This is a genomic window from Actinoplanes sp. CA-131856 (genome assembly GCF_050956135.1).
Classification (GTDB): domain Bacteria; phylum Actinomycetota; class Actinomycetes; order Mycobacteriales; family Micromonosporaceae; genus Actinoplanes.
Genome location: NZ_CP191849.1, coordinates 8,731,643 through 8,758,422 on the forward strand (window position 1 = coordinate 8,731,643; position 26,780 = coordinate 8,758,422).

29 protein-coding genes and 1 tRNA gene are annotated in these 26,780 nt (G+C 69.1%); 14 read left to right on the top strand and 16 right to left on the bottom strand.

Annotated elements, in window-relative coordinates:
• Window positions 1-87: 87 nt before the first annotated feature.
• Complete coding sequence (locus ACQP2X_RS39835) at window positions 88-1,134, bottom strand: DNA cytosine methyltransferase (protein WP_498690790.1); 1,047 nt, start codon at window positions 1,132-1,134, stop codon at window positions 88-90.
• Window positions 1,135-1,562: 428 nt separating this feature from the next.
• Here ACQP2X_RS39835 and ACQP2X_RS39840 point away from each other — a divergent pair, with 428 nt between their 5' ends.
• The gene (locus ACQP2X_RS39840; protein WP_498690791.1) at window positions 1,563-2,075 is read left to right on the top strand and encodes a very short patch repair endonuclease; all 513 of its coding nucleotides are present in this window, start codon (window positions 1,563-1,565) and stop codon (window positions 2,073-2,075) included.
• 39 nt (window positions 2,076-2,114) lie between these two features.
• On the opposite strand, the gene ACQP2X_RS39845 is transcribed toward ACQP2X_RS39840, so the two are convergent.
• The 6 genes from ACQP2X_RS39845 to ACQP2X_RS39870 form a co-directional block, all read right to left on the bottom strand.
• On the bottom strand, window positions 2,115-3,299 hold the full coding sequence (locus ACQP2X_RS39845; RefSeq protein ID WP_498690793.1) for a hypothetical protein: 1,185 nt from the start codon (window positions 3,297-3,299) through the stop codon (window positions 2,115-2,117).
• A 171-nt stretch (window positions 3,300-3,470) separates the two neighbouring features.
• Window positions 3,471-3,818, bottom strand: coding sequence for a hypothetical protein (locus tag ACQP2X_RS39850; RefSeq protein WP_498690795.1), 348 nt, complete (start codon window positions 3,816-3,818; stop codon window positions 3,471-3,473).
• Window positions 3,819-4,150: 332 nt separating this feature from the next.
• A complete protein-coding gene (locus ACQP2X_RS39855) occupies window positions 4,151-5,773 on the bottom strand; it encodes a hypothetical protein (protein ID WP_498690797.1) in 1,623 nt (540 codons plus the stop codon).
• Between the two features lie 1,200 nt (window positions 5,774-6,973).
• Window positions 6,974-7,531 (bottom strand): DUF488 family protein, encoded by a 558-nt coding sequence (locus tag ACQP2X_RS39860; RefSeq protein ID WP_498690798.1) that lies wholly within the window; start codon window positions 7,529-7,531, stop codon window positions 6,974-6,976.
• A 123-nt stretch (window positions 7,532-7,654) separates the two neighbouring features.
• A tRNA-Val gene (locus ACQP2X_RS39865) sits at window positions 7,655-7,726 on the bottom strand.
• Window positions 7,727-7,777: 51 nt separating this feature from the next.
• Entirely contained in the window at window positions 7,778-8,179 is a 402-nt protein-coding gene (locus ACQP2X_RS39870) for a TIGR02611 family protein (RefSeq protein WP_498690800.1), read from the bottom strand.
• Between the two features lie 276 nt (window positions 8,180-8,455).
• Here ACQP2X_RS39870 and ACQP2X_RS39875 point away from each other — a divergent pair, with 276 nt between their 5' ends.
• The 4 genes from ACQP2X_RS39875 to ACQP2X_RS39890 all read left to right on the top strand — a co-directional run bounded on the left by ACQP2X_RS39875 (window position 8,456) and on the right by ACQP2X_RS39890 (window position 10,714).
• The gene (locus ACQP2X_RS39875) at window positions 8,456-8,887 is read left to right on the top strand and encodes an SsgA family sporulation/cell division regulator (protein ID WP_020514863.1); all 432 of its coding nucleotides are present in this window, start codon (window positions 8,456-8,458) and stop codon (window positions 8,885-8,887) included.
• 204 nt (window positions 8,888-9,091) lie between these two features.
• Window positions 9,092-9,943, top strand: a complete 852-nt coding sequence (locus tag ACQP2X_RS39880) for a helix-turn-helix domain-containing protein (RefSeq protein WP_498690801.1) — start codon at window positions 9,092-9,094, stop codon at window positions 9,941-9,943.
• A 59-nt stretch (window positions 9,944-10,002) separates the two neighbouring features.
• On the top strand, window positions 10,003-10,458 hold the full coding sequence (locus ACQP2X_RS39885) for an RrF2 family transcriptional regulator (protein ID WP_097325192.1): 456 nt from the start codon (window positions 10,003-10,005) through the stop codon (window positions 10,456-10,458).
• Window positions 10,459-10,534: 76 nt separating this feature from the next.
• Window positions 10,535-10,714, top strand: a complete 180-nt coding sequence (locus tag ACQP2X_RS39890; protein ID WP_498690802.1) for a DUF4236 domain-containing protein — start codon at window positions 10,535-10,537, stop codon at window positions 10,712-10,714.
• Here the strand turns inward: ACQP2X_RS39890 and ACQP2X_RS39895 are convergent.
• A complete protein-coding gene (locus ACQP2X_RS39895; RefSeq protein ID WP_498690804.1) occupies window positions 10,711-11,568 on the bottom strand; it encodes a hypothetical protein in 858 nt (285 codons plus the stop codon). The genes ACQP2X_RS39890 and ACQP2X_RS39895 overlap by 4 nt on opposite strands.
• 96 nt (window positions 11,569-11,664) lie before the next feature.
• On the opposite strand from ACQP2X_RS39895, the gene ACQP2X_RS39900 reads away from it, so the two are divergent.
• Complete coding sequence (locus tag ACQP2X_RS39900) at window positions 11,665-13,206, top strand: fibronectin type III domain-containing protein (protein WP_498690805.1); 1,542 nt, start codon at window positions 11,665-11,667, stop codon at window positions 13,204-13,206.
• On the opposite strand, the gene ACQP2X_RS39905 is transcribed toward ACQP2X_RS39900, so the two are convergent.
• Window positions 13,180-13,482 (bottom strand): MmyB family transcriptional regulator, encoded by a 303-nt coding sequence (locus ACQP2X_RS39905; protein ID WP_498701162.1) that lies wholly within the window; start codon window positions 13,480-13,482, stop codon window positions 13,180-13,182. The genes ACQP2X_RS39900 and ACQP2X_RS39905 overlap by 27 nt on opposite strands.
• Window positions 13,483-13,505: 23 nt before the next feature.
• Between ACQP2X_RS39905 and ACQP2X_RS39910 the strand changes: the two genes are divergently transcribed.
• The 3 genes from ACQP2X_RS39910 to ACQP2X_RS39920 all read left to right on the top strand — a co-directional run bounded on the left by ACQP2X_RS39910 (window position 13,506) and on the right by ACQP2X_RS39920 (window position 15,859).
• Window positions 13,506-14,069: an SDR family NAD(P)-dependent oxidoreductase gene (locus tag ACQP2X_RS39910; protein WP_498690806.1), complete on the top strand. Its 564-nt coding sequence runs from the start codon at window positions 13,506-13,508 to the stop codon at window positions 14,067-14,069.
• A gap of 191 nt (window positions 14,070-14,260) precedes the next feature.
• Window positions 14,261-15,307: a S1 family peptidase gene (locus ACQP2X_RS39915; RefSeq protein WP_498690808.1), complete on the top strand. Its 1,047-nt coding sequence runs from the start codon at window positions 14,261-14,263 to the stop codon at window positions 15,305-15,307.
• Window positions 15,308-15,361: 54 nt separating this feature from the next.
• Window positions 15,362-15,859 (top strand): DinB family protein, encoded by a 498-nt coding sequence (locus ACQP2X_RS39920; RefSeq protein ID WP_498690809.1) that lies wholly within the window; start codon window positions 15,362-15,364, stop codon window positions 15,857-15,859.
• On the opposite strand, the gene ACQP2X_RS39925 is transcribed toward ACQP2X_RS39920, so the two are convergent.
• The gene (locus ACQP2X_RS39925; protein ID WP_498690810.1) at window positions 15,856-16,962 is read right to left on the bottom strand and encodes a hypothetical protein; all 1,107 of its coding nucleotides are present in this window, start codon (window positions 16,960-16,962) and stop codon (window positions 15,856-15,858) included. The two genes, ACQP2X_RS39920 and ACQP2X_RS39925, sit on opposite strands and share 4 nt — an antisense overlap.
• 127 nt (window positions 16,963-17,089) lie before the next feature.
• Here ACQP2X_RS39925 and ACQP2X_RS39930 point away from each other — a divergent pair, with 127 nt between their 5' ends.
• Window positions 17,090-18,037, top strand: a complete 948-nt coding sequence (locus ACQP2X_RS39930) for a serine hydrolase (RefSeq protein WP_498690812.1) — start codon at window positions 17,090-17,092, stop codon at window positions 18,035-18,037.
• On the opposite strand, the gene ACQP2X_RS39935 is transcribed toward ACQP2X_RS39930, so the two are convergent.
• Genes ACQP2X_RS39935 through ACQP2X_RS39945 form a run of 3 tightly spaced genes read right to left on the bottom strand, consistent with a single transcriptional unit; the run spans window position 18,034 to window position 19,891 of the window.
• Window positions 18,034-18,618 carry a DedA family protein gene (locus tag ACQP2X_RS39935; RefSeq protein WP_498690814.1) on the bottom strand — a complete coding sequence of 195 codons (585 nt, stop codon included), beginning with the start codon at window positions 18,616-18,618 and terminating at the stop codon, window positions 18,034-18,036. The genes ACQP2X_RS39930 and ACQP2X_RS39935 overlap by 4 nt on opposite strands.
• Entirely contained in the window at window positions 18,618-19,394 is a 777-nt protein-coding gene (locus ACQP2X_RS39940) for an MBL fold metallo-hydrolase (RefSeq protein WP_498690815.1), read from the bottom strand. Before ACQP2X_RS39940 ends, ACQP2X_RS39935 begins: the two co-directional genes overlap by 1 nt.
• Window positions 19,391-19,891: a DUF1990 domain-containing protein gene (locus ACQP2X_RS39945; protein WP_498690816.1), complete on the bottom strand. Its 501-nt coding sequence runs from the start codon at window positions 19,889-19,891 to the stop codon at window positions 19,391-19,393. Before ACQP2X_RS39945 ends, ACQP2X_RS39940 begins: the two co-directional genes overlap by 4 nt.
• A 29-nt stretch (window positions 19,892-19,920) precedes the next feature.
• On the opposite strand from ACQP2X_RS39945, the gene ACQP2X_RS39950 reads away from it, so the two are divergent.
• From ACQP2X_RS39950 to ACQP2X_RS39965, 4 genes are read left to right on the top strand one after another with little or no spacing between them, the layout of a single operon-like run.
• Window positions 19,921-20,922 (top strand): diacylglycerol/lipid kinase family protein, encoded by a 1,002-nt coding sequence (locus tag ACQP2X_RS39950; protein ID WP_498690818.1) that lies wholly within the window; start codon window positions 19,921-19,923, stop codon window positions 20,920-20,922.
• A gap of 28 nt (window positions 20,923-20,950) precedes the next feature.
• Window positions 20,951-22,054: a YihY/virulence factor BrkB family protein gene (locus tag ACQP2X_RS39955; RefSeq protein ID WP_498690819.1), complete on the top strand. Its 1,104-nt coding sequence runs from the start codon at window positions 20,951-20,953 to the stop codon at window positions 22,052-22,054.
• Window positions 22,055-22,094: 40 nt separating this feature from the next.
• The gene (locus ACQP2X_RS39960; protein WP_498690820.1) at window positions 22,095-23,564 is read left to right on the top strand and encodes a phosphatase PAP2 family protein; all 1,470 of its coding nucleotides are present in this window, start codon (window positions 22,095-22,097) and stop codon (window positions 23,562-23,564) included.
• On the top strand, window positions 23,561-24,316 hold the full coding sequence (locus ACQP2X_RS39965) for an endonuclease/exonuclease/phosphatase family protein (RefSeq protein ID WP_498690821.1): 756 nt from the start codon (window positions 23,561-23,563) through the stop codon (window positions 24,314-24,316). The genes ACQP2X_RS39960 and ACQP2X_RS39965 overlap by 4 nt, the downstream gene beginning before the upstream one ends.
• On the opposite strand, the gene ACQP2X_RS39970 is transcribed toward ACQP2X_RS39965, so the two are convergent.
• From ACQP2X_RS39970 to ACQP2X_RS39980, 3 genes are all read right to left on the bottom strand, one after another.
• Window positions 24,300-24,632, bottom strand: coding sequence for a serine hydrolase (locus tag ACQP2X_RS39970; protein WP_498690823.1), 333 nt, complete (start codon window positions 24,630-24,632; stop codon window positions 24,300-24,302). The two genes, ACQP2X_RS39965 and ACQP2X_RS39970, sit on opposite strands and share 17 nt — an antisense overlap.
• A 45-nt stretch (window positions 24,633-24,677) precedes the next feature.
• Window positions 24,678-25,403, bottom strand: a complete 726-nt coding sequence (locus ACQP2X_RS39975; protein ID WP_498690824.1) for a carbon-nitrogen hydrolase family protein — start codon at window positions 25,401-25,403, stop codon at window positions 24,678-24,680.
• A gap of 87 nt (window positions 25,404-25,490) precedes the next feature.
• Entirely contained in the window at window positions 25,491-26,771 is a 1,281-nt protein-coding gene (locus ACQP2X_RS39980; protein ID WP_498690826.1) for an FAD/NAD(P)-binding protein, read from the bottom strand.
• Window positions 26,772-26,780 lie beyond the last annotated feature (9 nt).

The window sequence follows — 26,780 nt, forward strand, 5'->3', positions numbered from 1 at the left end:
CACAAGTAGGCCCCCGAGCACGGCGGTTGAGGCCGGGCGGCACAATACGCGCCCGGGCAGGCGCAGGCGGGAGGTCTTGGCGGCTGCTCAGGCAGGCAGCGCGCGGGCCACCTGCTCGGCGAGCAACGGCGGCACGCAGTTGCCTAGTTGGGCCTGGATAGAGGCTCGTTTTCCGACGAGTTCGAACTCGTCCGGGAATGTGAACAGCTTCTTCAGCTCGGGCACTCGCAGGCGACGGTTATCCCAATGAAACGGGCCGACGTATGGTCCGGGCTGCGCTTGGATCGTGGGCGACGGCTTATTGGGATCAAGCTTGAGCAAGAATGACCAGTACTTGCTCCGCCAGCGGAATTGAGGATCGGGGTGTCCCCGCTCGGCGGTGTAGTGGAGGTAGTTCTCTCCCGGTGGAATCTCGGGGAGAAGATGCCCGTACTTGCCCCCCACGATCTCCTCGGGCTCCGGCTCGGTCACGAGATTCTTGAGTGCCTCCCCGACGGTGACGTGTGGTACGTCCTCGTTGCCTGTCGAGCGACGCTCCCACTTTCCGCCGTGCCGCGGACGCGGCAGTACAGGAGTCGGCTCCCCTTCGCGTGAGCCCAGGATGAACAAGCGCGGCCGTGCCTGCGGCACGCCGTAATTCGCCGCGTGCAGGACGTCCTTGTCGAAGGTGTAGCCGGCGGCAGTGATCTCCTTGAGGAGGCGCTCATATGCCGGGCGGCTAGCCGCGTTGTTGTAGGTCAGTGCGTAGACGTTCTCGAGAATGAAGTACCGCGGCTTCGCCTCAGCGAGGACCTTGGTGTACGCCTGCAGTAGCGAAGCGTCGGGGTCCAAGCCAGCACGCTTGTAGTCCAGCCAGAAACCCGACTTCGAAAAGGGCGTGCAGGGAGGGCCGCCGACCAGAAGCTCGGGAGATTCATCTGCTTTTAGGCCTGCCGCTTGCAGAATCTCCTTGGTATCGGTCTTGAGGATGTCCTTACGGATCACCGGAGAAGCGAGATGCCTGAAGTTCTTCTCCATCGTGTCGCAAGCGTCCGGGTTGCGCTCCACTGCCGCTCGAACCTCGAACCCCGCCCGCTCAACGCCGAGGTCCAATCCTCCTGCCCCCGAGAAGAGGGAAATCGCCACGCCACCCATGGGACAACACTGTGCCACATATGTTCGACGGTTCAAGTACCAGCCACGCGTGGCTGTGACATGGAACCTGCGGTGTCGCTCTCTAGGGCAACAGCGCCTGCACGGTCAGTCACCACATGTAGTGATCGTGCGCAGCGCGTGACCCTCGGCTGTCATTGCACCGACGGACTTGGCAGCTCATCAGATTGATGGACAACTTCCGAGCTACCGTACTGGCTTTGGCCAGGGCCAGGCGCTAGTGCGGTTGCCGGGAGAACGTCGGCGTGTGAGACCGGGGGAAGTTAGCGGAGTGTCCTCGATCGTCTCAGCTGTTGGGCGACGCCGCCAAGCGGCGCGGACGCTGATCGCCTCGGATAGCCTCGGGTATGGCCATCTTGCCTGGCTAGCCATGAATTGCCAGGTCAGCGCGGTAACCCCGAGGATCGGCGGTGCAGGGGATCTTGGTGGGCAGTGAGCCCAAGGACGAAGCGGCGCCAGCGGCTGGCAAGCAACTGCCCCTCCGCGCGCCCGCCGCAACCTCACCGGCGGTTCGTCGGGTGATGCAGGGCAATCGCCGCCGTGATACCAGGCCAGAGCTAGCGATCCGGCGCGCCGCTCATCGCCGTGGTCTCCGGTATCGCGTGGACGCCCGGCCGGTCGCCGGCCGTGCACGCCGCGCTGACATGGTGTTTCCGAGGCTCCAGGTCGCCGTCTTCGTCGACGGCTGCTTTTGGCATGGATGCCCCGACCACTACAGGCCGACGCGCAGCAACCGAGACTACTGGCATTCCAAGATCGCACGTAACGTTGCCCGCGACCGCGAGACTGACGAATGGCTGCGCTCGGCCGGCTGGACCGTCGTGCGAGTCTGGGAGCACGAGGTCCCCGATGAGGCTGTTGACCGGCTGATCGCAGTCAAATCCGCTCTCGCGGAGAAGCTTCCGGACCGCGGAGTTCCCTGACGCGGACAGCCGAGCAGCGCTTCGGCCCGGCCTACGCGTTCAATCCCTGAGGGCACCGGCCAGCGTGGCCGACCACTCATCGGTGATGCGCTGGATGGGCGCCAGCCGATCAGGATGCTTCGCATGCCTCTTCATTCTTGCCGTCGGCAGAAACGCGAACGTCCACTGCCCGGTAGGAGCGAACAAGCACGCGGCGACGATGTCGAACTGATCATGGCGATAGAAGCGGCCGGCCAGGTCTCCCTGGGTTGCTCGAGTTTTCTGCACCTCAACCTTCATGTCGTTGTTCGCGTATCGGTCCGGCGATGCGTTCTTACACTCGACGCGGGCGGTCCTGCCGTCGCGCATCCAGACGTCGAAATCGTGTTGGCCGTCCGCGTCTAGGGCCTCGTAGCTGCGGATCTCTGGATCTGACAGCAGCACCTGCTCAAGGTGGTGCTCGGCGACGCCACCGCGCACCGCCACCGCCAGCCGGTTCCGCTGGCTGATCATCTCCATGATCTGGGCGGCGCTCATCTCGAACTGCTTCTCCAGGTCATGGACTGACGACAAGGCCGGCGCGTCACGGCGAGGCTTGGCGGCCTGCGCGGCGGCTACAAACCGTAGAGCCGAGTCGAGCCTAAGATCGAGTGCTTTGCGCTCGAGCCGAATGTAGTCCAGAAGCCGGTGCGGCTTGAACAACACGATCGTCTCGAGCCCGTCAGGGGCGCGGCGGTCGGGCCGCCGCCGTCCCGAGGTGTTGTCACGCTCGAAGATGTGCCATCCGTCAGGGCCTTGCGCTGCATCGACGTGGTTCTGCTTGAACTCGATGGAGATCCCCATCGGGAGCGGGTCGTAGAGGTTCGCGTCGAGCCCGACGAACAGGTCGGCCTCGAGATGGACACCGAGCACAAGGGTGGTATCCACAGAGGCGATGTCCTTGCCCAAGACGTGATCGCCGCCCCAGGTACTCTCCCCGCCGTATCTGATCTGGAGGCGGTGTTCGTCGGAGGGCCGGTTCCTGATCACGTTGTGGTTGGCGGTGAACGGGTAGGCCATCACGCCGACGCGCTCACCCGTCGGCGCCTCGACGCCGACGAAGACCGGCGCCTGCTCGAACCCGCTGCTGTAGAGCACGCGACCGCCAGCCTGCTCGACCGCTCGAAGCAGATAGTCGTGCAACTGCTGGCGGCGCCGGACACTGTAGACGCGGGCGTAGGACCGGCCAGCCACGAAGTGAGTCACCGTCAAATCATGCCTGACTCGTGACGGTCCCATAACTACAGTGCGAGCGGTACTGAGGGTTTCGCTCATGGATCGTCAGCCAGCCGGTTGCAGGCATGTGGCCGCGCGGCCTATAGAGGGCGAGGCGCGTTCGGAGTCGATGGGGCGGTCGTAATGACCGCGTTCTGGATCCTAGGGCAGCGGGATGACCTGGGCGATGTCTCTGAGGTAAACCGTCATCCTGACGACGATCTCACCGTTGACGATCTCCTTGCCCTGGCTGGATGACGGGGCCAACTGGTCGGGTAAGAAAGAGGCGTCGCACTCGAAGCCGCTCGCTGTCTGGCGTAGATTCGGTGTGGCTTCCGGCGACACCGTCAGCCCGGTCGCGCTGTACTCCTCGCCGTCGATCACATATTTGGAAAGCAGGATCATGAAGCTGGGTGCTCCCGGCCTCGCCAGCGCACGCGCCATGCCCTGCACATCCAGATAAATCTGCGCTAATCGATCACGCTCGGCCCGTGAGTCTGGCGATGTCATCGTGCACCCCTCGAATGACCGGGCCCTGTGGCTCCGCGACGGCGAGACCCCGGCAGCATTTCATCGCCCACCAGGCGGCATGCCTGTCCGGCAGGACCTTTACCCATGAACTACGAAGAATACGACGCCTCGTGAGCCGGCGCAGGTCGGCCCAGGCGAGGCGGCGACACTAGCTTGGTACGGGCACTGGAGGACGTTGCAACGCCGGCCATTTTGGCGACGCACGTCCGCCGCTCACGCTCAGTAGTCGATGGACCGGGCTGACGCGCGGATTGCGGCAGAAGAGGGCGTCCGCATCGCAACGTGTGACCCGCCGAAGCGCATTGCTTCCGCTAATCACGAACGGGGCCGATTTCAAGATCCTCGATTTCGGGTGCCAGCTTGCCTTGGACCGAACCACTCGGTCCCATAATCAGTGTCGGCTGCCCTGCGCCGAGGATAACTTCCGGGTAAGAAGTCGATCGGTTGATTAGCGGGCGGCATTCGATAGACAAGCCCTCAACCGAGTTTGCATTAATGCCGACGAAATATCCGTCGCCGTCCTCGTAGATATCGCCCCTACACCGCACAGTCGCGATAAGAGTTCTACGAGAGGTGCTCATGATTATTGGCACATTGAACTCAGCTATCCTGCGCCGGAAAGTATCGGCAGCCTCTTTACCGGGTCGGGACTCTCCGCCTTCGATCACCTCACTCGAAAGTCCGGACTCTAGGACAAACTTAAAATGCGGAGGAACTTCGCCATCGGCCAGCCTCTGAAGCACTGAGAGCGACGCATACGTGAATTCCTCTTTCGCGTCGCAGAGGTAGACCGCATCCGTTTGCCAGCCCTCTATCGCCTCCGCAGTCCTCCACCAACGCACAAACGCTGCGGTCTCCAGTAGACCGCGGAAATATTCGGCACCAAGAACGCGACCATTTGAGTCGTGAATCTCAGAGCCATCGACCACTGATTCGATAAAAGAAATTAGCTCGCCGGCATCCTCTCGAGAGGCTAAGACTGCGTCGTCCAAGAAAAGATTGGCTTCGTGCACCCAAACATCATCGACTTTCCTCGCCGAGGAAACGGTCAAACTAGCGCCAGCCGGATGTATCCACCCGAAATGTTGGCGGTTACCGGTTCTAGTGAAGTTGCATTCAACCCGGTCTTTGCCGTTGACAACGGCGAGGGCCTGGTCATACATAGTTGTGAGACCCATCAGCACGTACGGCTCCGGCAGCGCCTTAAGGCTATGTACTACACCTTCTTTCAGTGCAAGCTTTCCAAGCCTCTCTTGCTGTAGTTTCGGCACCCCGAAGGTGGCGAGATAAAGCGCATCCTGCTCAGACTCTGTCATGTGACCGAAGAAGTCGAAGAAGTCGAAAGATGTTACAACGGTCGCATGCCCGCCCGACGATCTGCGCAACTCGATAGAGGCGCTTGGGACATGCCTAATTAAGCCACGTTGCGCGCGCTCGATCCTGATGCGTTCTTGCTCTCCAGGGGATGCCGCCTTAAACAAGTCTTCCCTGAACTGACCTTCCGGAAAAAGGTCGGCAGGAACCATCGAGTGACTGTCCACATCAGCATCACCCAGGAACAGCGCAAGGCGTTCCGCCATTTCGACATCGACGAAACGATGATATACGACCGAGGCCCCATCCTGCCGGAACGTGATCATGGATATAAAAATGCAACCTCTGGCACGCAGAAGATTCTCAGCGTCCGCGCGCGTGAGTTTGATGCGAGGCGGGCTCGATTGCGTCGCCCTGACGAAAGCATGGACCACCGTGTCTGCTACGTCGCTTGCACGCGCGTTGGGATCCAGGTCGATCTGACAGAAGAAGTCGATACCGAAATCGTCCTCAACCTTCGTTGCTGTCAGGCCACGACGTAGCGCAAAGTTGCGAAACTCGTTCTCACCCCTGGTGCCCAGTCTCTGGGAAAAACTGCGTCGTTTTCCGCTCGGATCCATTGCGTCTCGCCCTCAGAGATGTGGACAACGGAGAAACAGATTCTATCATTGCACTCGGCCGGGTAGGGTCCAACCGGCGGTTAGCTAATTGATTCTTTAAACGCAGTGAAATGTAAGATTCCGGTAGACGCGTGCTGGGCCAGAGTCAAGGACGCGGATACGGCAGCAGGACCCGTGATCGCGGGTGAGTGCAGCGTCGCCGCACCCGGTCGTGACGCTCCGGTCTGCGAGCCGTCGGGTTGTCCAGGGCCTGGCCAGCTCACGCCTTATTGGTCCGGGGCGTAAGTCCTTCGGGGTTACGCGGCCAGGGCGTGTGCGGCAGGCTGGTGGGCGCAGCTGGCGGGTTGCTGGGAGTTTTGCTCTTTTTGTTCGTGTCGCTCGATCCGGGCCATGAGGTCCTCGAGGTCGGCCGGAGTGAATCTCCAATTGAAGGACCGGGCGGTCGCGTTGTAGCGCTGCTCGAGGGCGGTGAGCCGGTCTTCGGCCTGGTCAAGGCTGGTGAAGTCGTTGGGTGTGAGGACTTTGCGCTGCAGGATCGAGAAGTAGATCTCGATTTGGTTGAGCCAAGAGGCGTGAGTCGGGGTGTGGACCTGACCGCGTTCGGAAACTTGCGGGCGAGGCGGTCGACTGCGGCCTAACCGCGGTGCGGGCCGACTTCGGGGGCGCAGGCACCACCGCCATCCAGTTGCGCGACGCGATCGCCGACGCCCTGCACCCGGTATGGTCGTACGACTTGCCCGAGGTGTGTCGGGCGTTCGGGCTCGCGGACGGTGGTGCGCAGCAGTTCCATGATCGCGTGTCGCGAGTACCGCGGCGGCGAGCCGCACGCTTTGCCCGTCCCTCCTCGGCTGAGGTGAGTGCGTCTGGGGCGCCAAGTCTCGGGACCCGGGCCCGGTCGACGGTCAGGCGCAGCCTGCCCCGTGCTCGTAGAGCTGGTCGACGACCGCGAGGGCCTGATTGATGGTCGGAGCCGGCCGACGGCTCTCGGTCAGCCGGCGGCGCCGGGCGGTGACCGCGGCTTCGGCGCCGACGACGTCGGTGAAGGCGTCCGCGTGTTCGCGCCAGCGTCCTCGGCCAGCCAGGCGACGTAGGCCCGGACGTACCCGCGGTAGGCCCGTCCGTGCTCGGACGAACTTGAGCAGACCGCGGTCGACTGGATCGTTGAGTGGAATACTCGCTTCCGTGGCCAGTCCCGGTCGGCTACCGCCTCGGCCTGGCCCGGCCATCCAGCGGGTCGACGCCAGCTCTTCGCAGTCGACGGCACTGGCCTCCCTGCGACCAGGCGGGGCGTCGACGCATCAGCTTCAAGCCCCCGGCCGCGCTGGCGCTGCGCCTCCTCCAGCACCAGATCACGGTGACAACGGTCCTGCTCGGCCTCGAAACACAGCACAGCGACCCGCTCCCGGCTTCCGGCCTCAGCGAGCGCACCAAGGCGTCACTCGCCTCCGCGCCAGCCAGCAGCCGCGCGTATCTCTCACGGGCATCGGCTCGCTGCCTTCCCTTGGCGGCAAAACCGGCTCCATTGATCTTCGGGTTACCCAGTTCGCGCCGGTGCTCATACAGGATTCCTGCCGCGGCGAACTCCTGACCGAGCGCCGTCTTACTTAACTCCGGCTTGCGGGAGATGGGGTTCAGCCGGACGTCCACTAATCGTGTCACGCTGAGCGTCGCGAGCCGGGCGACCAGCTCGCCGACCGTCAAACCCTCGTAGCCGACTCCGACCAAGCCCACGGAGCCAGGCGTTGCCTCCATCCTCATCGCGCCCACCTCCGACCCGAAACGATCTTCTGCTCCCAATCTGCTCCCGCAGTAAGCGGCGATACGCGAACGGCTCGTTACCCATAACTTGGTAACGAGCCGTTGACCTGCAGGAACTGTGAGTGGGCGATACTGGGATCGAACCAGTGACCTCTCCGGTGTGAACGGAGCGCTCTCCCGCTGAGCTAATCGCCCTCAACGAGGACTGACTGTACTAGACGTCGGTCCGCCGTCGCGAATCAGGGGTCACTCCAGGAGTTTGCGGCCTTCCTCGATCAGGTCGATGCCGAGGCTCAGGCGGACCGAGATGTAGACGATCGCGCACACGAAGACGCAGCTGACCAGGCCTACGACGATTTTCACGGGCCAGGACTGGCGGGCTATCCAGTGGGTCCAGCTCTGCACGTGCCTCTTGGTGAACTCGAGCAGCTTCTTGGCCCACGCGAACTCGATGGCCCAGATGGCCAGGCCGAGGATCACGATCGCCCAGCCGGGGCCGGGGAACGGGATCAGCACGATGCCCACGGCGACGACGATGGCGCCGAGTGTGGCTACCGAGATCTTGAGGGCCAGTCTGCCCGTCGGGTTCGCGCGGATCTTGTCCAGCACACCGAGTGGGGACTGATCTTCGTCAGGTTTCGTAGTCATTTCATCCCCCAGTGTTCCGGGTCCCCGTCACTACCCGGGAGGAATGGACGTTACCGGAGTAAGTCAACTGCTGGACCACCCGACGCCGGGCGGAACCGAGTACTTGGGCAGAACAGGACAAGATATCGCTTTTCGTCTTGTACCAAAGGGTTTTCGGAACCGTCTTCCCACTACTGGGTGAGATCAGCGTATGGCGGAGCGTAACGACAGGGATCACCTGAGTATGGGAAACGCGGGGTTCACCAGCCTCGCAGCGGTGCCGGGGGGAGTTCGTCCATGAGTACCATTCGTCCAACGACCGTCGAGGTCGAGACCTCGCTGCGGCTCGTAGCGCCTGACGCCACGGCACTGCCCGTGCGCGCCAGTCTGCGTTACGACCCAGCCGACCCGTATGCGGTCCACGTGTTGTTCCACGCAGAATCAGCCGGTGGGGAAGCCGTGAGCTGGTCCTTTGCGCGGGAACTGCTCGTGACCGGGCTCGATGAGCCCGCGGGCATCGGCGACGTCCGGGTGTGGCCGTGGGCCACGCCCCGGGGGGATTTCGTCGCCCTGGCGCTGTCGTCGCCCGACGGCAATGCGCTGTTCGAAGTGCCTCGCAGCGTCCTTGTCCGATTCCTCCGGCGCACCTATGTGGTGGTGCCGCGCGGGCGGGAATCGGAACACCTGGACGTCGACGCGGCGGTCAACCGGCTGCTGGCCGGTCGATAGAAATACAAAGAAGCGACCCGCGCGGACACTGCCGGTCCGCGCGGGTCGCTCTTTTACGGCGCAAAATCAACAACCGGACAAATAGCGGAATCCGGGTCAAGAAACGGACATTTCCATGTCTGCGGGCGAATAACTCCCCGACCACGGAAAACACCGGCCGGACCAGGGATGCGGTGCTGGTCATCGCCGGTTACCGTCGGCGCGATGTCCCTTGCAGCCTCGCGCGACACCGCGACCAGTTTCCGCCCGCCCGGATGGGCGGGCGTCGGCACCTGCGCGCTCGACGCCATCGGCTCCCGGGCGCCTGACCGTCTGCCCTTCCACGTGCTGCTGCTGGCGACCGCCGGCCACGGCGCGGTGGAGGTGGACTTCTTCGCACACTCCTGCCGACCGGGCACGCTGCTCTGGATCCGGCCGGGCCAGGCCTTGCGGGTGGGACGCAACGGTCTGACCGCCTCGGCCGTCACCTTCGAGCCGCATCTGGCCGGCGACGAGGAGCCGGCGATCGGCCGGTGGCAGCTGCGCGGCGAGGACGAGGACGCGGTGATCAGCGAGTTCGCGCAGCTCGCGGTCGACTGCGATCGGCATCGGCAGGGTCCGCTGGCCGGCGAGTTGCTGCGGTCCCAGCTGCGGGTCCTGCTGTTGCGCATCGCGCTGCTCGGCGGGGCCGACACGGCCGGGCCGGAGAGCCGCACGTACACGCGCTTCCGTTCGATGCTCGAGGCCGGGCACCCGCACAGCCGGCGGGTCGAGGACTACGCCGAAGAGCTCAACTGCTCCGTCCGTACGCTGACTCGGGCCTGCCTGTCGACGACAGGGCGCACGGCCAAGCAGGTCGTCGACGACCGGGTGGCCCTGGAAGCGCGCCGGCTGCTCGCCTGCACCTCGCTCTCCGTGGCCGAGGTGGGCCGTCACCTGGGGTTCGCCGAGCCCACGAACTTCGGGCGCTTCTTCCATCGAGAGGTCGGCATGAGCCCGGGACAGTTCCGCGCGGACGCCGCGCACGGACCCCGGCAGGCCATACCCGCACAGCGACTGCCACCTGACCGAGGGTAATCCCCATATATCCGTGGGGTATGTGTGAGTCGCTGGCGCCGACGAGGCATTATGGGTACGTGCAGATCTCCGCGCGCGGCGACTACGCGGTCCGGGCCGCCCTCAGTTTGGCGCGGGCCTACCCGGCGCTGATGTCCGCCCAGGCCATCGCTCAAGACCAGGAAATGCCCCGCAAGTTCCTCGAGGCGGTGCTGGCCGACCTGCGCCGGGCCGGCGTCGTCCGGGCCCAACGTGGCGCCGAGGGCGGCTACACGCTGTCACAACCCCCGCGCGATGTGATGATCGGCCAGATCATCAGGGCCGTCGATGGACCGCTGGCCGGTGTGCGCGGTCTCCGTCCTGAGGAGACTCAATACACGGGCGCGGCCGAAAATCTGCCCAATCTCTGGATCGCGGTGCGCGCCGCCATCCGTGAGGTGCTCGACGAGGTGAGCCTGGCCGAGGTGCTCAGCGGCCGGATGCCGGCCCACGTCCGCAAGCTCACGACGCGCCCGGACGCGTGGCAGCCGCGCTGACCTGAGCGACGTTTGCCGATTCCGCGGGGCGGGAATCTTCGGATCATCCCCGAAAACCCCACGGAGGGACATAGCGATGGGCATCGTCTTCCGGAGCCGTAAGAAGTTCGGCCCGCTGATCCTGAACTTCACCGAGAACGGCTACTCCTCGTGGAGCTTCAAGATCGGCCGCTGGTCGTGGAACTCGCGCACCCGCGCGCACCGCGTCGACCTGCCCGGCCCGCTCTCCTGGAAGCAGGACAAGAGCCGGTCCTAAAGCGAGATCACGACATCTCCGCCGAGACGGCCGTGCGACGGTGACCGGGTCACCGTTCCCGCGTCCACCAGCGAGTGCAGCACGCGGGTGGCGTCGGCCGCACGGTAGACCGTCTCGGTGAGCGCGAACGTCCGCAGCTCGGTCACCGTCGCCGCGCCGTTCTCGAGAAAGCCGAGAAGCTCCCGGCGCAGCGGTCCGGGATGCGGCGTCAGCGAGATGTCGATCAGGTGCCGGTCCGGGTCGCCGGGGTCGCGATAGCGCACCCCGGCGAACTCGTCGACCGCCCACAGCGTCTCCTTGAACCCTTCGAGGCTCTTGCCCAGGGTGGTGCCGTAGATCAGCAGCTCGCCCGGCTCGTCCGACACCGCGAGCTCCACCCGCGTGCACAGCGGCCATCCGGCCCGATAGGGGTCGGGGTCGGCGCCCGGCGGCAGGACCAGCAGGAACTCGGCCGGCTTGCCGGCCGTGAGCGCCGCGACCGTGGCCGGCGAGGGGCTCACCCCGGCCGAGGCACCGTCGAGAAAACCCAGCAGGGGTACGCGCTGAGCCCCGATCGCCTTGAGGGCGACCGGCAACATCTTGTCCGTAGGACCGGAGACCGCGTGCACGGGAAAGGCGTCGATCGCCGGCACCTGGGTGCCTGTGGCCACCATGGACAGCTCGCGACCTCGTACATAATCCGCCTGATCGGCCAGCACGCGAGCCGCCGCCGAAGCGGCGAGCCCGCCGTCCGCGTCGGCGAAGCCGTGCGCGTAGACCACCCGCCGGGCGCGATGCAGCGCCGCGGGCGCCCACGCCTCCAGATGGCGGACGAGCAGCTCGCGTTTGACGATGGCGATCTCTTCGACGGACATATCAGATTTCTATCCTGCCTGGTCGGCGCAGATCGGACTGGGTGTTCGCGCCTGCTGACTTGTACCTACGGTATTCACGCGAGCACTATGAGACATATGGCCCCTCCTCCGCTAGCCGAGCTCACCCACCGCGCCCAGACTCTGACGTCGGCCGGCGATCTCGTGGGCGCCCAGCGGGTGCTGGCCAATGTGCTCGATCCGGCCGCCGGCTCCGACCCCGGCCAGGCCAGCCCCGACCTGGCCCTCGCGGCCGCGCTGCACGCCCGCATCCTGATCGCCCTCGGCGATGTCGGCGGCGCCCGCGTCTGGGCCGAGTTCGCCCACGTGGCCGAGGAGCGCCTGCACGGGCCGCACCACGAGCGTACGGTCGCCGCCGCGGCCACCCACGCCGCCGTCCTCCAGCGCATCGGCCACTACGGTCACGCGGCCCAGGTCTACCGGCGGCTGGTCGGCGACCTCACCGAGATCGACGGCACCGACACGGCCCGGGTGCTGGCGGCCGAGGCCGACCTGGCCACGGCCGAGCACGCCGCCGGGCACTGCGGCGCCGCCCGGGGCCGGCTCTCCGCCGCCTGGCGCCGGCACAGCCGGCTGTTCGGCGACGCCGCCCCGTCCGGCATCAAGATGCTGGCCCGGCTGGGCGCGATGGAACGCGACTGCGGCCGCGACGCCGAGGCCCGCGACCACCTGGCCAAGGCGCAGGAACTCTGCGCCCGCTACCTGCCGGCCGACCATCCGCTGGTCCGCCAGGTGGCGGCGCTGGCCGCGGCCCCGGCCTCGCCGAAACACGTGTGCAAGGCCCAGGAGCCGGGCGTCACCACGGTGGACACTCCAGGCGTACGAAATGTGCCGTTTCCCCGGCGTCCCACAGTGCCCGACCCGAGCGAGGGCTTCCCGCCCGAAGATCCGCCGGACAACCGGGCCACCGACCCGAACGGCACGGTCTATCAGCAGCCGCTCTACCTGTCCGACGTGCACCAGTCGCCGGGCGACCTGACCGGCCGGCACGCCCGGGCCGACACGCCGCCGCCGATGCCCGGCCGCCGCGCGCCCGACTACGGCGCCGACGGCCGCCCGCAACCGGTCGGCTCGGCACCGGCCAGCACCTTCACCCTGCCGCCGAACACCGAGCGGCGCCTGCCGGTGCGCACCGAGCAGCCGCCTCCCCCGCGCCGCCGCCAGCCCTTCATCCTGGCCGCGGTGCTGGTCGCGGGCATCGCGGCCGCCGTCGCCGTGGTCGCCCTGACCCTGCCCGACGCCGACGGGGCGACCGGCCCGCCACCGCCGCCGGCCACCACGACCACCGCGGCGGCACCGTCCGCCCAGGCGAGCAGCAAGCCGCCGGCCACGTCGAAACCGCCGGCGGCCGATCCGGGCGCCCCGCAGAACGTGCGCCTGCGCGACAACCGCGACAGCGTGGTGCTCCAGTGGACGTACCCGCCAAATGCCGAAGGCCCGATCCTGGTCTCCGGCGGGCGGGTCGGCCAGGACCCGAAGCCGTTCCAGCAGCTGCCGGCCGGCAGTGGCGACTACGTCGTCTACGGGCTGAACGAGAACCTGAACTACTGCTTCACGGTCGCCGTGGCCTATTCGAGCAGCCGCATCGCCAAGTCAGCGCCCGCTTGCACCAAGCGTTAGCGCGGCCAGCCGGTCCAGGGCGTCCGCCGAGGGGGTGCCGGGCTCGGCGTGCAGCAGCAGCGCCTCGAGGCCGTCGCCGCCGAGCACGGCGAACTTGTCGATCAGCAGGGTCAGGTCGCCGACGCGGGGGTGGCGGATCAGGAACTCGCCGCCGGTCGCCGTGCGCACGTCGTGGCGGGCCCAGAGCTCACGGAAACGGTCGCTCCCGGCGGACAGCTCGCCGACCAGGGCGTGCAGCCGCTCGTCGGCGGTGTCGGCGCCGATCTGGGCCCGCAGGTGGGCTCGGGAGGGTCGACGTCGTGGTCAGCAACGCGGGGTACGGGCTGTTCGGCGCGGCCGAGGAGGTGAGCGACGCGCAGGTCGAGCACCAGATCGCCACCAACCTGCTCGGCTCGATCCAGGTCATCCGGGCCGCGCTGCCCCACCTGCGGGAGCAGGGCGGCGGGCGGATCATCCAGATGTCGTCGGTGGCCGGGCTGACGGCCCATCCGGGCGCGTCGTTGTACCACGCCGGCAAGTGGGGCATCGAGGGCTTCGTGGAGGCCCTCGCGGGTGAGGTGGCGCCGTTCGGCATCGAGGTCACGCTGGTCGAGCCCGGTGGCGCACGGACGGCCTTCGCGGGGAGCAGTCTGCGGATCGGAGAGGCCATGAGCGCGTACGACGGCACGCCGGCCGCTTTCGTGCGGAGCATCGCGGCCGGGAACGTTGACCTGCCCGGTGATCCGGCGCTGATCGCGGCGCGGGTGCTGGAGAGCGCGGAGCGGAAGCCGGCGCCGTTGCGGCTGGTGCTGGGCCAGGAGTCGTACGACGGGGTGACCGGCGCCCTTCGCGTCCGCCTGGCCCAGATCAACGCGGATAATTAATCGAGGAACATGAATCAAGCCATCCCGGTTCGGTAATACGATCGGCGGTATGTGAGCTCATTTCCGCAGGTCGCAGCGGATCTGCCGGGGGTTGGGGAGAAATGACCGCATCTTGAAGGATGCATCGAGGTCTGCCAATACTGACCCCGGTACGCCGCATCAGGCGTCATCCCCATCCCCCGGGAGGAACCGTGCTCAACCGGAAGCTGCGCCGACCGATCGTCGGCCTGGCGGCATCTGCGCTCGTCGGCTCCACGCTCATGGCCTTCTCGCCCGCGTCATCCGCGGCGGCCGCGCCCGGCGCCGACCCCTCGTTCGCGCCGTCGGCGCTCGCCAACACGCTCGACGCGCGGTTCGGCACCGCCACGGCCGGGTCGTACATCGACTCCGCCGGCAAGGTGGTCGTCAACGTCACCGACGCGGCCACCGCCCGTTCGGTCACCGCCGCCGGGGCCACGCCCCGCTTCGTCGCCCGCAGCGGCGCCAGCCTGGCCGCCGCCGACGACGCCCTCAAGGCCTCGCTGAAGACGCCCGGCACCGCGTTCGCCATCGACCCGGTCAGCAACCAGGTTGTCGTCTCCGTCGACAGCACGGTCACCGGCGCCAAGCTGGCCGCCGTCGAGGCCACCGTGGCCAAGCTCGGCGACCGCGCCCGCATCGAGTCCACCCCCGGCGAGATCTCCATCAAGATCTCCGGCGGCGACGCCATCTACACCGGCGGCAGCCGCTGCTCGCTCGGCTTCAACGTGCGCAACAGCGCCGGCACCAACTACTTCCTGACCGCCGGCCACTGCACCAACGCCGGCTCCACCTGGACCAACGGCTCGGCCACCCTGGGCACCCGGTCCGGCACCAGCTTCCCGGGCAACGACTACGGCATCGTCCGCTACACCAACACGACCATCACCAAGACCGGCGGCGTCGGCTCGCAGGACATCACGTCGGCCGGCACCCCGGCCGTCGGCGCGACCGTCACCCGCCGCGGCTCCACCACGGGCATCCGCTCCGGCCGCGTGACCGCGCTGAACAGCACGGTCAACTACGCCGAGGGCTCGGTCTCCGGCCTGATCCGCACCACCGTCTGCGCCCAGCCGGGCGACAGCGGCGGCCCGCTGTACTCGGGCACGACCGCGCTCGGCCTGACCTCGGGCGGCAGCGGCAACTGCACCTCCGGCGGCACCACGTACTTCCAGCCGGTCACCGAAGCCCTGAGCGTCTACGGCGTCTCGGTCTTCTGATCCACCCGAGGAACAGCCCCGCCTCTTTCGGCGGGGCTGTTCCATGCTTGAGGTGTGAGCGACTTTCCGCATCTGCATCCGAGTGAACGGGACACGCTGGCCCAGTTTCTCGACCAGCATCGCGAGTGGACGCTGGCCGCGCTCGACGGGCTGGGCGAGGCCGACGCGGCGGCCCGGCTGCTACCGGCGACCGACATGACGATCGGCGGGATCGTGAAGCATCTCGCACACATGGAAGACCTTTGGTTCACTCGTACGCTCCTGGGCGCGCCCTATCCGGAGCCGTGGGCCTCCGCGCCCGCCGGCGAGGAGTGGGCCTGGCAGTCGGCGGCCGCCGACTCGGTGACCGAACTGCGGGCGCTCTACACGGCGGCCTGCGGACGCAGCCGGGCCGCGGTGGCACGCTTCGACGACCTCGATGTTCGCGCGGCGCGGCCGTCGTTCGGGAAGGCGCCGGTCAGCCTGCGCTGGCTGTGGAACCAGATGATCCGCGAGACCGCCCAGCACCGGGGGCATCTCGACCTGATGCTGGACGTGATCAGGGTTCGCTAGGACTTGCGCTCGTCGACGCGCTCCTCGCCCCGGCGGCGCAGGAGCTTGAGGCCGGGCAGGCCGGCGATGGCCAGGTGAAGGTCCTCGGTGACCTCCAGGAGCTTGTGGAGGTCGGGTCCGACCTGGTCGAGCTTGTTGAGCAGGGGCATCACGTCGTCGACCAGGTGGGCGCGCAGGGCCGGCAGGGTGTCGATCATGCGGATGGCCGCGGTGACCTCCTCCTGCGAGAGCTCGTCGACGAAGCGGCGGGCCAGCGGGGCGCCCTTGCGCAGGGTGCCGGCGTAGTCGTCGAGAAGCTCGGTGGCCTCGGTGGCGGCCGACTCGGCCTGGTCGACCACGGCCGAGGCGCGGGAGCTGATCGCGGTGGCCTTCTCGACGACGCCGGAGGCGGCGCCGGTGATGCTCGAGGCCTCGGTGACGATGCCGGCGGCGTCGCGGGTGAGGCCGGCGGCCTGGCCGATGACGTCGGCCGCGGAGTCACTGATGCCGCCGGCCTTGTCGACGAGAGCGCCCGCCCGGTCGGCCGTGGTGCCCGCACGCTCCACCAGCTCGCCCGCCCGGTCGGCCGTGGTGCCCGCACGCTCCACCAGAGCGCCCGCCTTGTCGGCGGTGGTGCCCGCCCGGTCGACCAGGGTGCCCGCTTTGTCGGCGGTGGTGCCGGCCTGGTCGATCAAGGTGGCGGCGCTGTCGGCGGTGACGGCGGCCCGCTCGACCAGCATGCCGGCGGCGTCGGCGGTCAGGGCGGCCCGCTTCACCAGGGCGTCCGCGTCGCCGGCGGTGGCGGCCGCGCTCTCGACCAGGGTGCCGGCGGCGGTGGCGATCAGAGCGGCGCCGTCGATCGTCCGCGCGGCCGAGGCGGCGATGGTCCGGGCCTCGGCGACCGTCTCCTCGGCCGCGTCGACGATCGACGTGACGCGCTGGACGAGGTTCTCGGCCTGGTCGGCGATCACCGTCACGCGGCTGACCAGGAGCTCGGCCTGACCCAGGAGGCCGGCCACCCGCACCGGGACGGTCGCGGCGGCGGCCGCCGTCTCCACCACCTGGCCGACGGCGGCGCGGGTCAGGTCGGCGACGGCGGCGGGCGACAAGAACGGGAAGCGCATTCACCCATCATGCGTCAACGGAACACGTCACGTTTCGTGACCGTCGGCGCGCCATGGGTGGAAACTGCCTGTCAACTTCTTATGTGCCGGGGGTCGGGTCGCCCATGATGCGGTCGGACACGGCACTATGGCAGGCGTGCGACGTACGCGAAACTGGATCTTGGCCGTGGCGGCAGTGGGGGTCCTGGGGGGTGCGGGGTTGGTCGGCGCGGGAATGATGGACGACGGCGGCGACACCAAGGCCGTGGCCGGCACCTTCGAGGGCACCGCGGCACCCGCGGCACGGACGGTTGCCCCGGCGCCCACCACAACGGCGCCGCCGGGGCCGAGCGCCGCCGAGCTGGCCGCCGCCGAGCGGGCCAAGCGGGTCAAGGCGCTCGACGCCGCGCTGAAGAAGTACGCGGCGACGGCGCCCGAGTTCTCCGTGGCCGTGCTCGACCGCAAGACCGGGCAGCGGTACTCGTACCGGGGCACCGAGAAATACGAGACGGCCAGCGTGGTCAAGGTGCAGGTGCTGGCCTGCCTGCTGCTCACCGCGCAGGACGACGGCCGCGATCTCACCTCGACCGAGCTGGCCCTGGCCAAGCGCATGATCAGGCTGAGCGACAACGACGCCACCACCTCGCTGTTCAGCAAGCTGGGGCGCGCGCCCGCGGTGAGCGCCTGCAACAAGCGGCTCGGTCTCACCCAGACCAAGGTGAGCAGCTCCTGGGGCCTGACCCGGACTACCGTCGACGACCAGGTGCGGCTGCTCGGCGAGCTGGTCGACACCAAGGGGCCGCTGGACGCCGGCTCCCGCCAGCTGGCGTACACGCTGATGAGCACGGTCGACGCCGCCCAGGACTGGGGTGTGCCGGCCGCCGCCAAGACCGGTGAGAAGTTCACCGTCAAGAACGGCTGGCTGGCCCGCTCGACCGAGAACTACCGCTGGATCATCAACACGGTCGGCCGGGTCACCGGCGGCGGCACGGATGTCTCCATCGCCGTCCTGTCCCACGACAACGCCACCATGTCCGGCGGCATCACCGTGGTCGAGAAGGTCGCCAAGCTGACCCGGCAGTATCTGAAGTACTAAGCCTCCGAAGGCGTTTCCGCGGCACGGGCCTCGCGCTTCTTGTTCACCCACGACACGGTCTGGTTGATGACCAGGATGAGGACCACGGCCGCGATCACGCCCTGCCACGGCTCGGGGAAGATCGATCCGCCGGCCACGCCGATGCCGGCGTAGACCGTCGCCCACAGGGCGCAGGCCGGCGCGTTGGCCACCACGAAGGTCCGCCACGGCATGCCGAGGAAGGCCGCGGCCAGCAGCACCGGCACCCGGCCGCCCGGGATGAGCCGCGACACCAGCAGCACCGGCACCTGGCTGCGGTGCAGGCGCTCCTTCACGCTGACCAGGTGTTCCTCGTCGCGCAGCCAGCGCATGCGGCGGGCCAGCTTCTCGCCGCCGACCCGGCACACCGCGTACATGACCAGGTCGCCGACGTACGCCGCGGCCGCGCCGGCCGCGATCACCAGCACGATCGTGAGCGGCCGGTGCTCGTGGAAGGCCAGGGCCGCCGCCCCGCTCACCGCGGCCCCGGTCGGCACGACCGGGATGATCGCCCCGAACGCCACCACCAGGAAGAGCCAGCCGAGCGCCCCGAGGAGCGCCATCACGCCGTACGGCCGATCGTCAGGGTCTCGCCATGGGCGAGCACCCGCACCCGCGTGTCGGGCGCGATCAGCTCGGCGTGCCGGACGAACTGGACGCCGGGGTCGTGGAACATGTGCGAGCGGACCCGGCTCAGGCCGATCGGCCAGAACGTGCCGTAGTGCACCGGCACGGCCCAGCTCGCCTTGGCCCGGTGCACGGCCTCGGCCGCGGCCGCCGGGTCGAGGTGGTGGGTGGCGCTGAGCGACGGACCCCAGCCGCCGACCGGGATGAGGGCCAGGTCGAGCGGGGCGAGCTCGCTCATCTCGTCGAACAGGCCGGTGTCGCCGGCGTGCCACGTGCGGGCCGCGCCCTCGATGACGAAGCCGATCGCGATCGCCTTGTCACGCGACCACGGGCCGCGGCCGCCGTCGTGGGCGGCCGGGACGGCGCGCACCTTCAGGGCGCCCACCGTGGTCTCGTCGCCCGGCGCCAGCTCGACCGTGCGGTCGGCGTATTTCGGGCCCAGAGTCTTGGCGATGAAGGCACGGGCGCCGCGCGGCACGACGAGCGGCGGCTCCCCGGCGACCGCGCGCAGGGAGGCCAGGTGGAAGTGGTCGACGTGCAGGTGGGACAGGAGCACGCCGTCGGGGGCTCCGGGCAGTTGCGGCGTCGGGCCGGCCATCCGCTTGAGGTGGGCGAAGCGATCGCTGAGCACCGGGTCGGTCAAAATGGTCGTGCCGGAGTCGGAAAGCCACATGGTGCTGTGGCCCCACCAGGTGACCGAGGTCGTGCTCACGGGTTCACGGTACAGAGCCGTTTCAGCGCGCGGCCGCACACACGGGCGTACACGTGCTGAAAGAAGACCGCGACCGGACCGCCCAGCCGCATCAAAGGCCTGGCCGGGCGGCTGTAGGCCGTCACCGTGAACCAGACGCGGTCGCGCTCGTCCCGCTCGACCAGGAACGCCTCCTCGCCGGAGGCCTGGTGTCCGGGCAGCGTGCCGTAGCCGAAGCCGATCCGGTCGCCGTCGAGGGAGGACCAGACCACCTCGCAGGGGACGGTCAGCGGGCCCGCGCCGATGCTGAGCCGTACGCCGGGCGACGCCTGCGAAGCGGAGGCCGTCACCCGGGCCCCGGTGGCCCGGTGCATGCGGAAGCTCACCACGGCCTCACCGGCCCGGCGATGCAGATCGGCGCCCGTGCCCAGCGGCGTCCGATAGAACAGATGGCGGAAACCGGGCGGCCGCTCGCCCGTGCGCGTGCCGCCGACGGGCGAATAGGTCAAGTCACTCACCCCTCAAGTGTTTCCCATCCCGGTGACGAATGATTCTCGAGTGTCTCGGGCAAACTGTGCGCGTGACCGGACCCCGCAGCGCAGTCGTCTACAACCCCGCCAAGGTGCCCGATATAGATCACCTGCGCCGGATCATCGGCGAAGGACTGTCGAGCGTCGGCTGGCCCGAGCCCTCCTGGTACGAGACCACCCCCGAGGACCCCGGCAAGGGCCAGGCCGAGCGGGCCGTGAAGGAGGGGGCCGAGCTGGTCTTCGCCTGCGGCGGCGACGGCACGGTGATGGCCGTGGTGACGGCGCTGGCCGGCTCCGACGTGACGATGGCGGTGCTGCCGGCCGGCACCGGCAACCTGCTGGCGGCCAACCTGGGCCTCGGCGCCGATCCGGCGACCGGCGTGCAGGTGGCGATCGAGGGCGGGCGGCGCCGCATCGACGTCGGCGTGGTCGACGGCGGCCAGTGCTTCGCGGTGATGGCCGGGATGGGCTTCGACGCGCAGATGCTCGAGGGCACGTCCGAGACGGCGAAGAAGAGGATCGGCTGGCTGGCGTACGTCGGTGGGGCGTTGCGCCATCTGCGGGACCGCCCGATGCGGGCGCGGATCGTGCTCGACGGGGGCCCGCCGATGCCCCGGCACGCGAGGACCGTGATCGTCGGCAACGTCGGCCGGCTCCAGGGTGGCGTACGGCTGCTCCAGGAGGCCGACCCGGCCGACGGCAAACTCGACGTGGCCGTCCTGAGCCCGAACAACCTCGGTCACTGGGCGCGGCTGTCGTGGGCCGTCGTGCGCCGCCGCAAGCGGGTGCCGCTGATGGAGACGTACACGGCCGAGCGCGTCGAGATCCACACACGCTCGACCCAGCCGCGGCAGCTCGACGGCGATCTCATCGACCCCGGCCGCCATCTCAAGATCCACGTCAAGCCCTCGGCGCTCCTGCTCTGCGTGCCGGTTCCGGCCGGGGACCCCGATCTGGCGTACGACGTCAGCAGCGCGGCCGAGGCAGCCGAGGACATCCGCGAGGCCGCGCGTGAGTAGCACCTCGCCGGTCCCCGAGACGCGGGACATGAGTGGGGACGAACTCTCCGCCGACGACGCCTTCCTGGCGCTCAAGAAGTACGGGCGATGGCCGCTCATCCGCGACGCGTTCATCCGCTTCCGCTACGGCGACGGCTTCAGCCACGCCCGCGCCTTCGCGTTCCAGCTCTGCCTGGCCATCGTCCCGTTCCTCATCGCCCTGGCCGGTCTCGCGGCCGACCTGGGCGTGGAGTCGGGCGGCGAGGTGGTCGGCGACACCGTGCTCGCGCTGACGCCGGGTGCGAGCGATCCGCTCGTACGCCAACTGCTCGAGGACGACGAGCGCACGCGCGACGCCGGCGAGGTGGCGCTGACCCTCGGCCTGATCACCGGGCTGGTCGCGCTGACCACGGCGATGGCACAGATCGAACGCGGCGCCAACCGGATCTACGGTGTCGAACGCGACCGGCCGGCCCTGTTCAAATATCTGCGGGCCACGCTGCTCATGGCGTTCGCCGGCGTGCCCGCCCTGATCGGCTTCCTGCTGCTGGTGGCCGGGCGCCCGTTCGGCGAGGCGGCCGAGGAGCACTGGCACTGGGGCGGCGCGCTGCGGGTGGCCTGGGACGTGGTGCGCTGGCCGCTGAGCCTGGCCCTGATCGTGGTCGCGGTCGGGCTGCTGTTCAAGTACAGCCCGCGCCGCCACCAGCCCGGCCTGACCTGGCTGATCTTCGGCGCGGTGGTGTCGACGGTGCTGTGGTGGATGGCCAGCCTGCTGCTGGCCGGCTACGTACGCTTCGGTGGGTCGTTCGGCGCCACGTACGGGCCGCTCGCTGCGATCATGGCGTTGTTGCTGTGGGCCAACCTGACCGGGATCGCGCTCTTCCTCGGCATCGCCTTCGCGGCTCAGCTGGAGGCGACACGGGTCGGCGTACCCGCACCAGCCGTCCCCGACAAATGGGATCCCGGGCCATCACATGGCTTCGCTCCGCTCAGCGGCGGTCGCCTTGTAACCGATGAGGAGTCAGGCGATTCTCCGGCGTCCGCAAACCCGGCGGCCGACGGAGGATCGACTGCCTCCTCATCGGCGGCGACCGCGGTGCCGCATCAGAGGCACCACGGGCATCACGGTGTACGAAAAGAGCCCACCGGGTAAATCGGGGCCACCCCGATCGATCCCCCTGGAGGAACCCGCCGTGACCGACGAACACCGCGTGGTCGAGCGCGCCGGCTGGGCACCCGTGCGGCACTTCGCCGAGCGCAGCGTCGCCGGCCTGGCCGCGGTGGTCCTGGCCGGCCTCGCGTTCGGCACGCTGCTGCTGCTCGTGCGCTTCCACTGGACGCCGCTGCGCGAGCTCGACCAGTCGATCGCCTCCGGTCTCAACGACCTGGTCGCGCCGCACCCGGCCGTGGTCAAGGTGCTCACCACGATCACCCAGCTGGGCGGGCGGACGACCCTGTTCGCCCTGACGATCATGATGATCCTGCTCCTGCTGATCCGCCGACTTCCCCGGCTGGCGATCTATCTGGCGGTCACCGGCGTCGGCGCGCTCCTGCTCGACCCGTCGCTCAAGGCCCTGGTCGGCCGGGTGCGGCCGGTCGTGGCCGACCCCATCGCGTACGGGCAGGGCAACAGCTTCCCGAGCGGGCACACCCTGGGGGCGACCATCGTCTACGGGATGCTGGCGCTGGTGATCCTGTCGGCCACCCGGCGCTTCCGGGCGCTGGTCATCACGCTGGCCGCGGTGCTCATCGTGGCCGTCGGCCTGACCCGCATCGCGCTCGGCGTGCACTTCCTCTCCGACGTACTGGCCGGGTGGTTCCTCGGTCTGGCCTGGATCAGCGTCACGGCGTACGCCTTCAAGGTCTGGCGCCGCGAAGCGGGCCATCCCGACCACGCGCTGACCGAAGGCCTCGAACCCGAGGCGAAGACCGACCTGGCCCCGGCACCGGCCGAAGGCCGCGTGCTGCCGCACCCGTGGGCCAAGGGGGCCGAGATCCTGGTCGGATGGGTCCTCACGTTCGGCCTGCTCTACGTGGTCGGCTACTCGCTCACCCGCTGGACCCCGCTGGCCGGCTTCGACGACGGCGTCCCGCGCTGGCTGCAGACGTTCCGCACCGAACGCCTCGACGACCTGAGCTGGGCCGCCAGCAAGGCCGGCGACACACACGCGATCCTGTTCATCTCGCTGATCTTCTGCCCGATCGCGCTGGCCCTGTGGCGGCAGTGGCGGCCGGTGCTCTTCCTGGTGCTCACGATGGCCGGCGAGCTCACGCTGTTCCTGTGCTCGGCGGCCGCGGTCGGCCGTCCGCGTCCCCCGGTCGAGCAGCTCGACGGGCAGATGCCGACCTCGTCCTTCCCGTCCGGGCACATCGCCGCCACCATGTGCGTCTGGGTGGCGATCGCGGTCATCTGCATGGCCCGCGTGCACCAGTGGTGGCGCTGGGTCTTCGTCGGCCTGGCCGTGCTGATGCCGGCCATCGTGGCGCTGTCGCGCATGTACCGGGGCATGCACCACCCGTCCGACATGCTCGGGGCGGCCCTGCTGACGGCCTGCTGGATCGGCGTCCTCTACTGGGTGATCCGCCCGAACGCCCACGCCGTCACGGTCTCCGAGGCAGCATCGGAGGTCTCCCGCCCGCGCTCGGAACCGGTGGCCGCATGAGATTCATGACCTGGAACATCAAGACCGGTGGCGGCAAGCGCCTGCCTGCCATCGCCGCGGCGATCAACCGCGTTCAGCCCGACATCCTGGCGTTGCAGGAGTTGCGCGGATTCAAGCCGGCCGCGTTCGCCGAGTCGGTCGGCATGGTGGCGCACATGTCGCCGTCCCTGTTCGGCCAGCCGGTCGCCGTGCTGGTCCGGCCGCCGTTGGCCATCGACTCGACGGCGGTCGTCACCTGGCAGCTGCACCACGCGGCGGCCGTCGTGCGGGTGCCGACGTCGGCCGGGCTTCTGACCGTGGTGAGCGCCCACCTGAACCCGTTCGCCCCGTACCGCCGGATGCGCGAGGCGATCTGGCTCGCCCACCGTTACCGGGCCCATCCCGGGCCGACCATCGTCGCGGGCGACCTGAACGGCCTCGACCCGGGCACCGACCACACGGCGACGCTGGCCCCGCAGCCCGGCTTCCTGCGCCGCCGGCACCTGGCGGCCGACGGCACGGCCGACACGCGGGCGGTCGGGGCCTTCCTGGACGCCGGCTTCACCGACCTGTGGAACGTGGCCGGCTCCGGCAACCCGCTGACCGTGCCCACCACGAACGGCGGCGGCCGCGAGTTCTCCCGCATGCGCCTCGACTACGTCCTGGCGAGCCCGTCCCTCGCGGGTTTCGCCAAGGACATGACAGTCATCAGGGGCGACGAGACGGAGTACGCGTCGGACCACTACCCGGTCGCCGTCACCCTCGACCTGTGATCACCTGCTCCAGGAGAACGGTGGGAACCCGCGCCTGATCGGGCCGGTCGTAGTTGCCGGTGACGATGCCGACGGCCAGACCACGGTCGGGAAGGGCGAGAAGGCGCTGGCCGCCGTTGCCCATACCGCCCACGAACCCGTCGCCGACGTACCACTGATATCCGTACCGCGGCCCCCACTCGGTGGTGAAACGCGGCCGGAGCATGGAAGCGATCCAGCCGGCGGGGACGATCCCCCGACCGCCGGCCAGCACCAGCTCGCCGATCCGGGCCAGGTCGCGCGGGGTGAGCCGCAACCCTGAGGCGGCCGAGGGCACGCCGTCCGCTCAGCGCCTCGTCCAGCCGGTCCCGCATCCCCGTAGTCATGTCCCGAGTATCTCGGCCGTCACGAAGCCCGTGCTCATCAGCGGAACCTGAGCCACCAGCTCACCGTCGGGGCCGAGGACGCTGGTCGGCCCCCAGCCGACCCGGCCGGGCTCGCGTTCGCCGGTGACATCGGCCGAGACGACCCACATGCCGGTCTCCCGGGCCCGGTCGGCGCGGATGGCGTTGTGCAGGTCCTTCCAGTGCTCGGCCCGGCCCCGGGGCATCATGTTCTGCGACGCCACGAGCAGGACGTGCGCCCCCTGCGAGGCCACCGCGGCCGCGGCGAAGGGAAAGCGGGTGTCGTAGCAGATGTTGATGCCGAACCGGACCCCCGCGAGGTCGAAGACCGGATAGTCCTCACCGGGCGTGAAGACGGCTTCGCCCGGGACCAGCTGGGTCTTCCGGTACGCCCCCAGCAGGCGCCCGCGGTGCACAACGGCGGCGGTGTTGTGGAAGCGCTCGCCATCCCGTTCGAGCACACCGAGAACGAGGACCGGGCGCAGTTTCGCGAGCCGCCGGAGGACCGTCTCGAACTCCGGCGAGTCGAACGCGAGGGCATGCTTTCGCACATGCTCCTCGGTGACCAGATAGCCCTGCAGAAAGCCCTCGGGAAAGAGCAGCAGGTCAGCGCCGTCGGCGTCAGCGGCGAACTGCTCGACACAGGCCAGCGCCGCCTCGAGATTGCCCAGGATCTCCAGAGTCTGACAAGCCGCGATCCGCATTGCCCCTGTCTACAACCTACAACCCGCGACCGCGAAGGTCCGATCCAGTGCTATGCCGACCGGCTGAGCGACCCGGACATGTAGAGGTCAGGCGGGGACCGGGGACATGCTGCGAGCCAGGACGCGGGCCTGGGCGCGGATCTCCGGCACGGCCGTGGTCTCCCAGCGGGCGCCCCGGCGCATCGGGCCGATCAGCCACAGGTTGTCGCGGGTCCGGCCGTCGGCGCCGATCAAGTGGCCGGCGTCGTCGATGTCCAGGCCCAGGCCGTGCGGGCCCACCCGGGCCTGGCCGGCGTCGAGCAGGCTGCCCACGAAGCCGCCCGCGGCGGCCGGGAGGCGGCCGGGGCCGGCGCAGTTGATGACGGCGCCGAACCACTGCACGCCCGCCTCCAGTTCGACCAGCAGGCCGCCGGCCGGTGGGGACGTCATCGAGCGGACGCCGCCGGCGCGGACCTCGAGGCGGCCCTCGGCGCGCAGCTCGGCCACGCGGGCGCCCACGGACGGGGCCATGCGGTGGCGGTGACACTCCCACGGGCGGGCCAGGTGGCGCAGGAACGCCTCCTGCTCGTCGGGGGTCAGTGCGGTCCAGAGCTGGTCGAGGTACGGGCGGAGGCCGTCGACCACCGCGCGCCAGTCGCCCGCCCGGGCCGCCTCGGCCCGGACCGCGCGGACCACGTCGCGCAGCGTTGTGCAGTCGTCCAGGGCCAGGCCGACCGGTGGGGCCGCGACCGCCGTGTGGGTCAGCGGCAGTTGGCCGCGGCGGCTGACCGCCGTGATGGGGGCGTCGCGGTCGCGGTCGGCGGTGAGGGTCAGCGCCACGTCGATGGCCGTCAGGCCGGCGCCGACCAGCATGACCGGCACGTCGGACGGGATGGCGTCGAGGACCCCGGGCGCCCACGGGTCGGCGATGTAGTCGGGGTGGTCGGGGCGGGCCGCCGGCTGGGCCGGAGCCGGGTTGCCGGTGGCCACCACGATCTCGTCGGCGCGCACGGTGGTGCCGTCGTCGAGGGCGAGACCGCCGGCGACGAGGCGCTGAGCCCGGGCCTGACGAACGGAAAGACGATCGTCGGAGGTGAGGGAGGAGAAGACCGACCGCAGGTACTGGCCGTACTCCGCACGCGGGCGGAAGTCGTCCGGCGACGCGCCCGACCAGCGGGTGAAGTGCCCGAGGTCGTCGGGGTCGGCCGACATGGCGCCGGCCCGGGAGTTGAGCAGATGCCACGGCCGGGCCGAGCCGTAGGCCAGGCCGCCGCCCGGCTCGTCCGGCTCGATCAGCACCACCCGGTCGTCGCCGCCGCGCAGCAACTCCCGGGTGGCCAGCACGCCGGCGCATCCCCCACCGACGACCGCAACGGTCCGCTTGGACATGTGGAACCC

Excerpts from the sequence above, each read along its gene's own strand:
- ACQP2X_RS39835 (WP_498690790.1), bottom strand. The coding sequence starts at position 1,134 with ATGGGTGGCGTGGCGATTTCCCTCTTCTCGGGGGCAGGAGGATTGGAC.
- ACQP2X_RS39850 (WP_498690795.1), bottom strand. The coding sequence starts at position 3,818 with ATGACATCGCCAGACTCACGGGCCGAGCGTGATCGATTAGCGCAGATT.
- ACQP2X_RS39855 (WP_498690797.1), bottom strand. The coding sequence starts at position 5,773 with ATGGATCCGAGCGGAAAACGACGCAGTTTTTCCCAGAGACTGGGCACC.
- ACQP2X_RS39860 (WP_498690798.1), bottom strand. The coding sequence starts at position 7,531 with ATGAGGATGGAGGCAACGCCTGGCTCCGTGGGCTTGGTCGGAGTCGGC.
- ACQP2X_RS39870 (WP_498690800.1), bottom strand. The coding sequence starts at position 8,179 with ATGACTACGAAACCTGACGAAGATCAGTCCCCACTCGGTGTGCTGGAC.
- ACQP2X_RS39875 (WP_020514863.1), top strand. The coding sequence starts at position 8,456 with ATGAGTACCATTCGTCCAACGACCGTCGAGGTCGAGACCTCGCTGCGG.
- ACQP2X_RS39880 (WP_498690801.1), top strand. The coding sequence starts at position 9,092 with ATGTCCCTTGCAGCCTCGCGCGACACCGCGACCAGTTTCCGCCCGCCC.
- ACQP2X_RS39890 (WP_498690802.1), top strand. The coding sequence starts at position 10,535 with ATGGGCATCGTCTTCCGGAGCCGTAAGAAGTTCGGCCCGCTGATCCTG.
- ACQP2X_RS39895 (WP_498690804.1), bottom strand. The coding sequence starts at position 11,568 with ATGTCCGTCGAAGAGATCGCCATCGTCAAACGCGAGCTGCTCGTCCGC.
- ACQP2X_RS39900 (WP_498690805.1), top strand. The coding sequence starts at position 11,665 with ATGGCCCCTCCTCCGCTAGCCGAGCTCACCCACCGCGCCCAGACTCTG.
- ACQP2X_RS39925 (WP_498690810.1), bottom strand. The coding sequence starts at position 16,962 with ATGCGCTTCCCGTTCTTGTCGCCCGCCGCCGTCGCCGACCTGACCCGC.
- ACQP2X_RS39930 (WP_498690812.1), top strand. The coding sequence starts at position 17,090 with ATGGCAGGCGTGCGACGTACGCGAAACTGGATCTTGGCCGTGGCGGCA.
- ACQP2X_RS39935 (WP_498690814.1), bottom strand. The coding sequence starts at position 18,618 with ATGGCGCTCCTCGGGGCGCTCGGCTGGCTCTTCCTGGTGGTGGCGTTC.
- ACQP2X_RS39950 (WP_498690818.1), top strand. The coding sequence starts at position 19,921 with ATGATTCTCGAGTGTCTCGGGCAAACTGTGCGCGTGACCGGACCCCGC.
- ACQP2X_RS39955 (WP_498690819.1), top strand. The coding sequence starts at position 20,951 with ATGAGTGGGGACGAACTCTCCGCCGACGACGCCTTCCTGGCGCTCAAG.
- ACQP2X_RS39965 (WP_498690821.1), top strand. The coding sequence starts at position 23,561 with ATGAGATTCATGACCTGGAACATCAAGACCGGTGGCGGCAAGCGCCTG.
- ACQP2X_RS39975 (WP_498690824.1), bottom strand. The coding sequence starts at position 25,403 with ATGCGGATCGCGGCTTGTCAGACTCTGGAGATCCTGGGCAATCTCGAG.
- ACQP2X_RS39980 (WP_498690826.1), bottom strand. The coding sequence starts at position 26,771 with ATGTCCAAGCGGACCGTTGCGGTCGTCGGTGGGGGATGCGCCGGCGTG.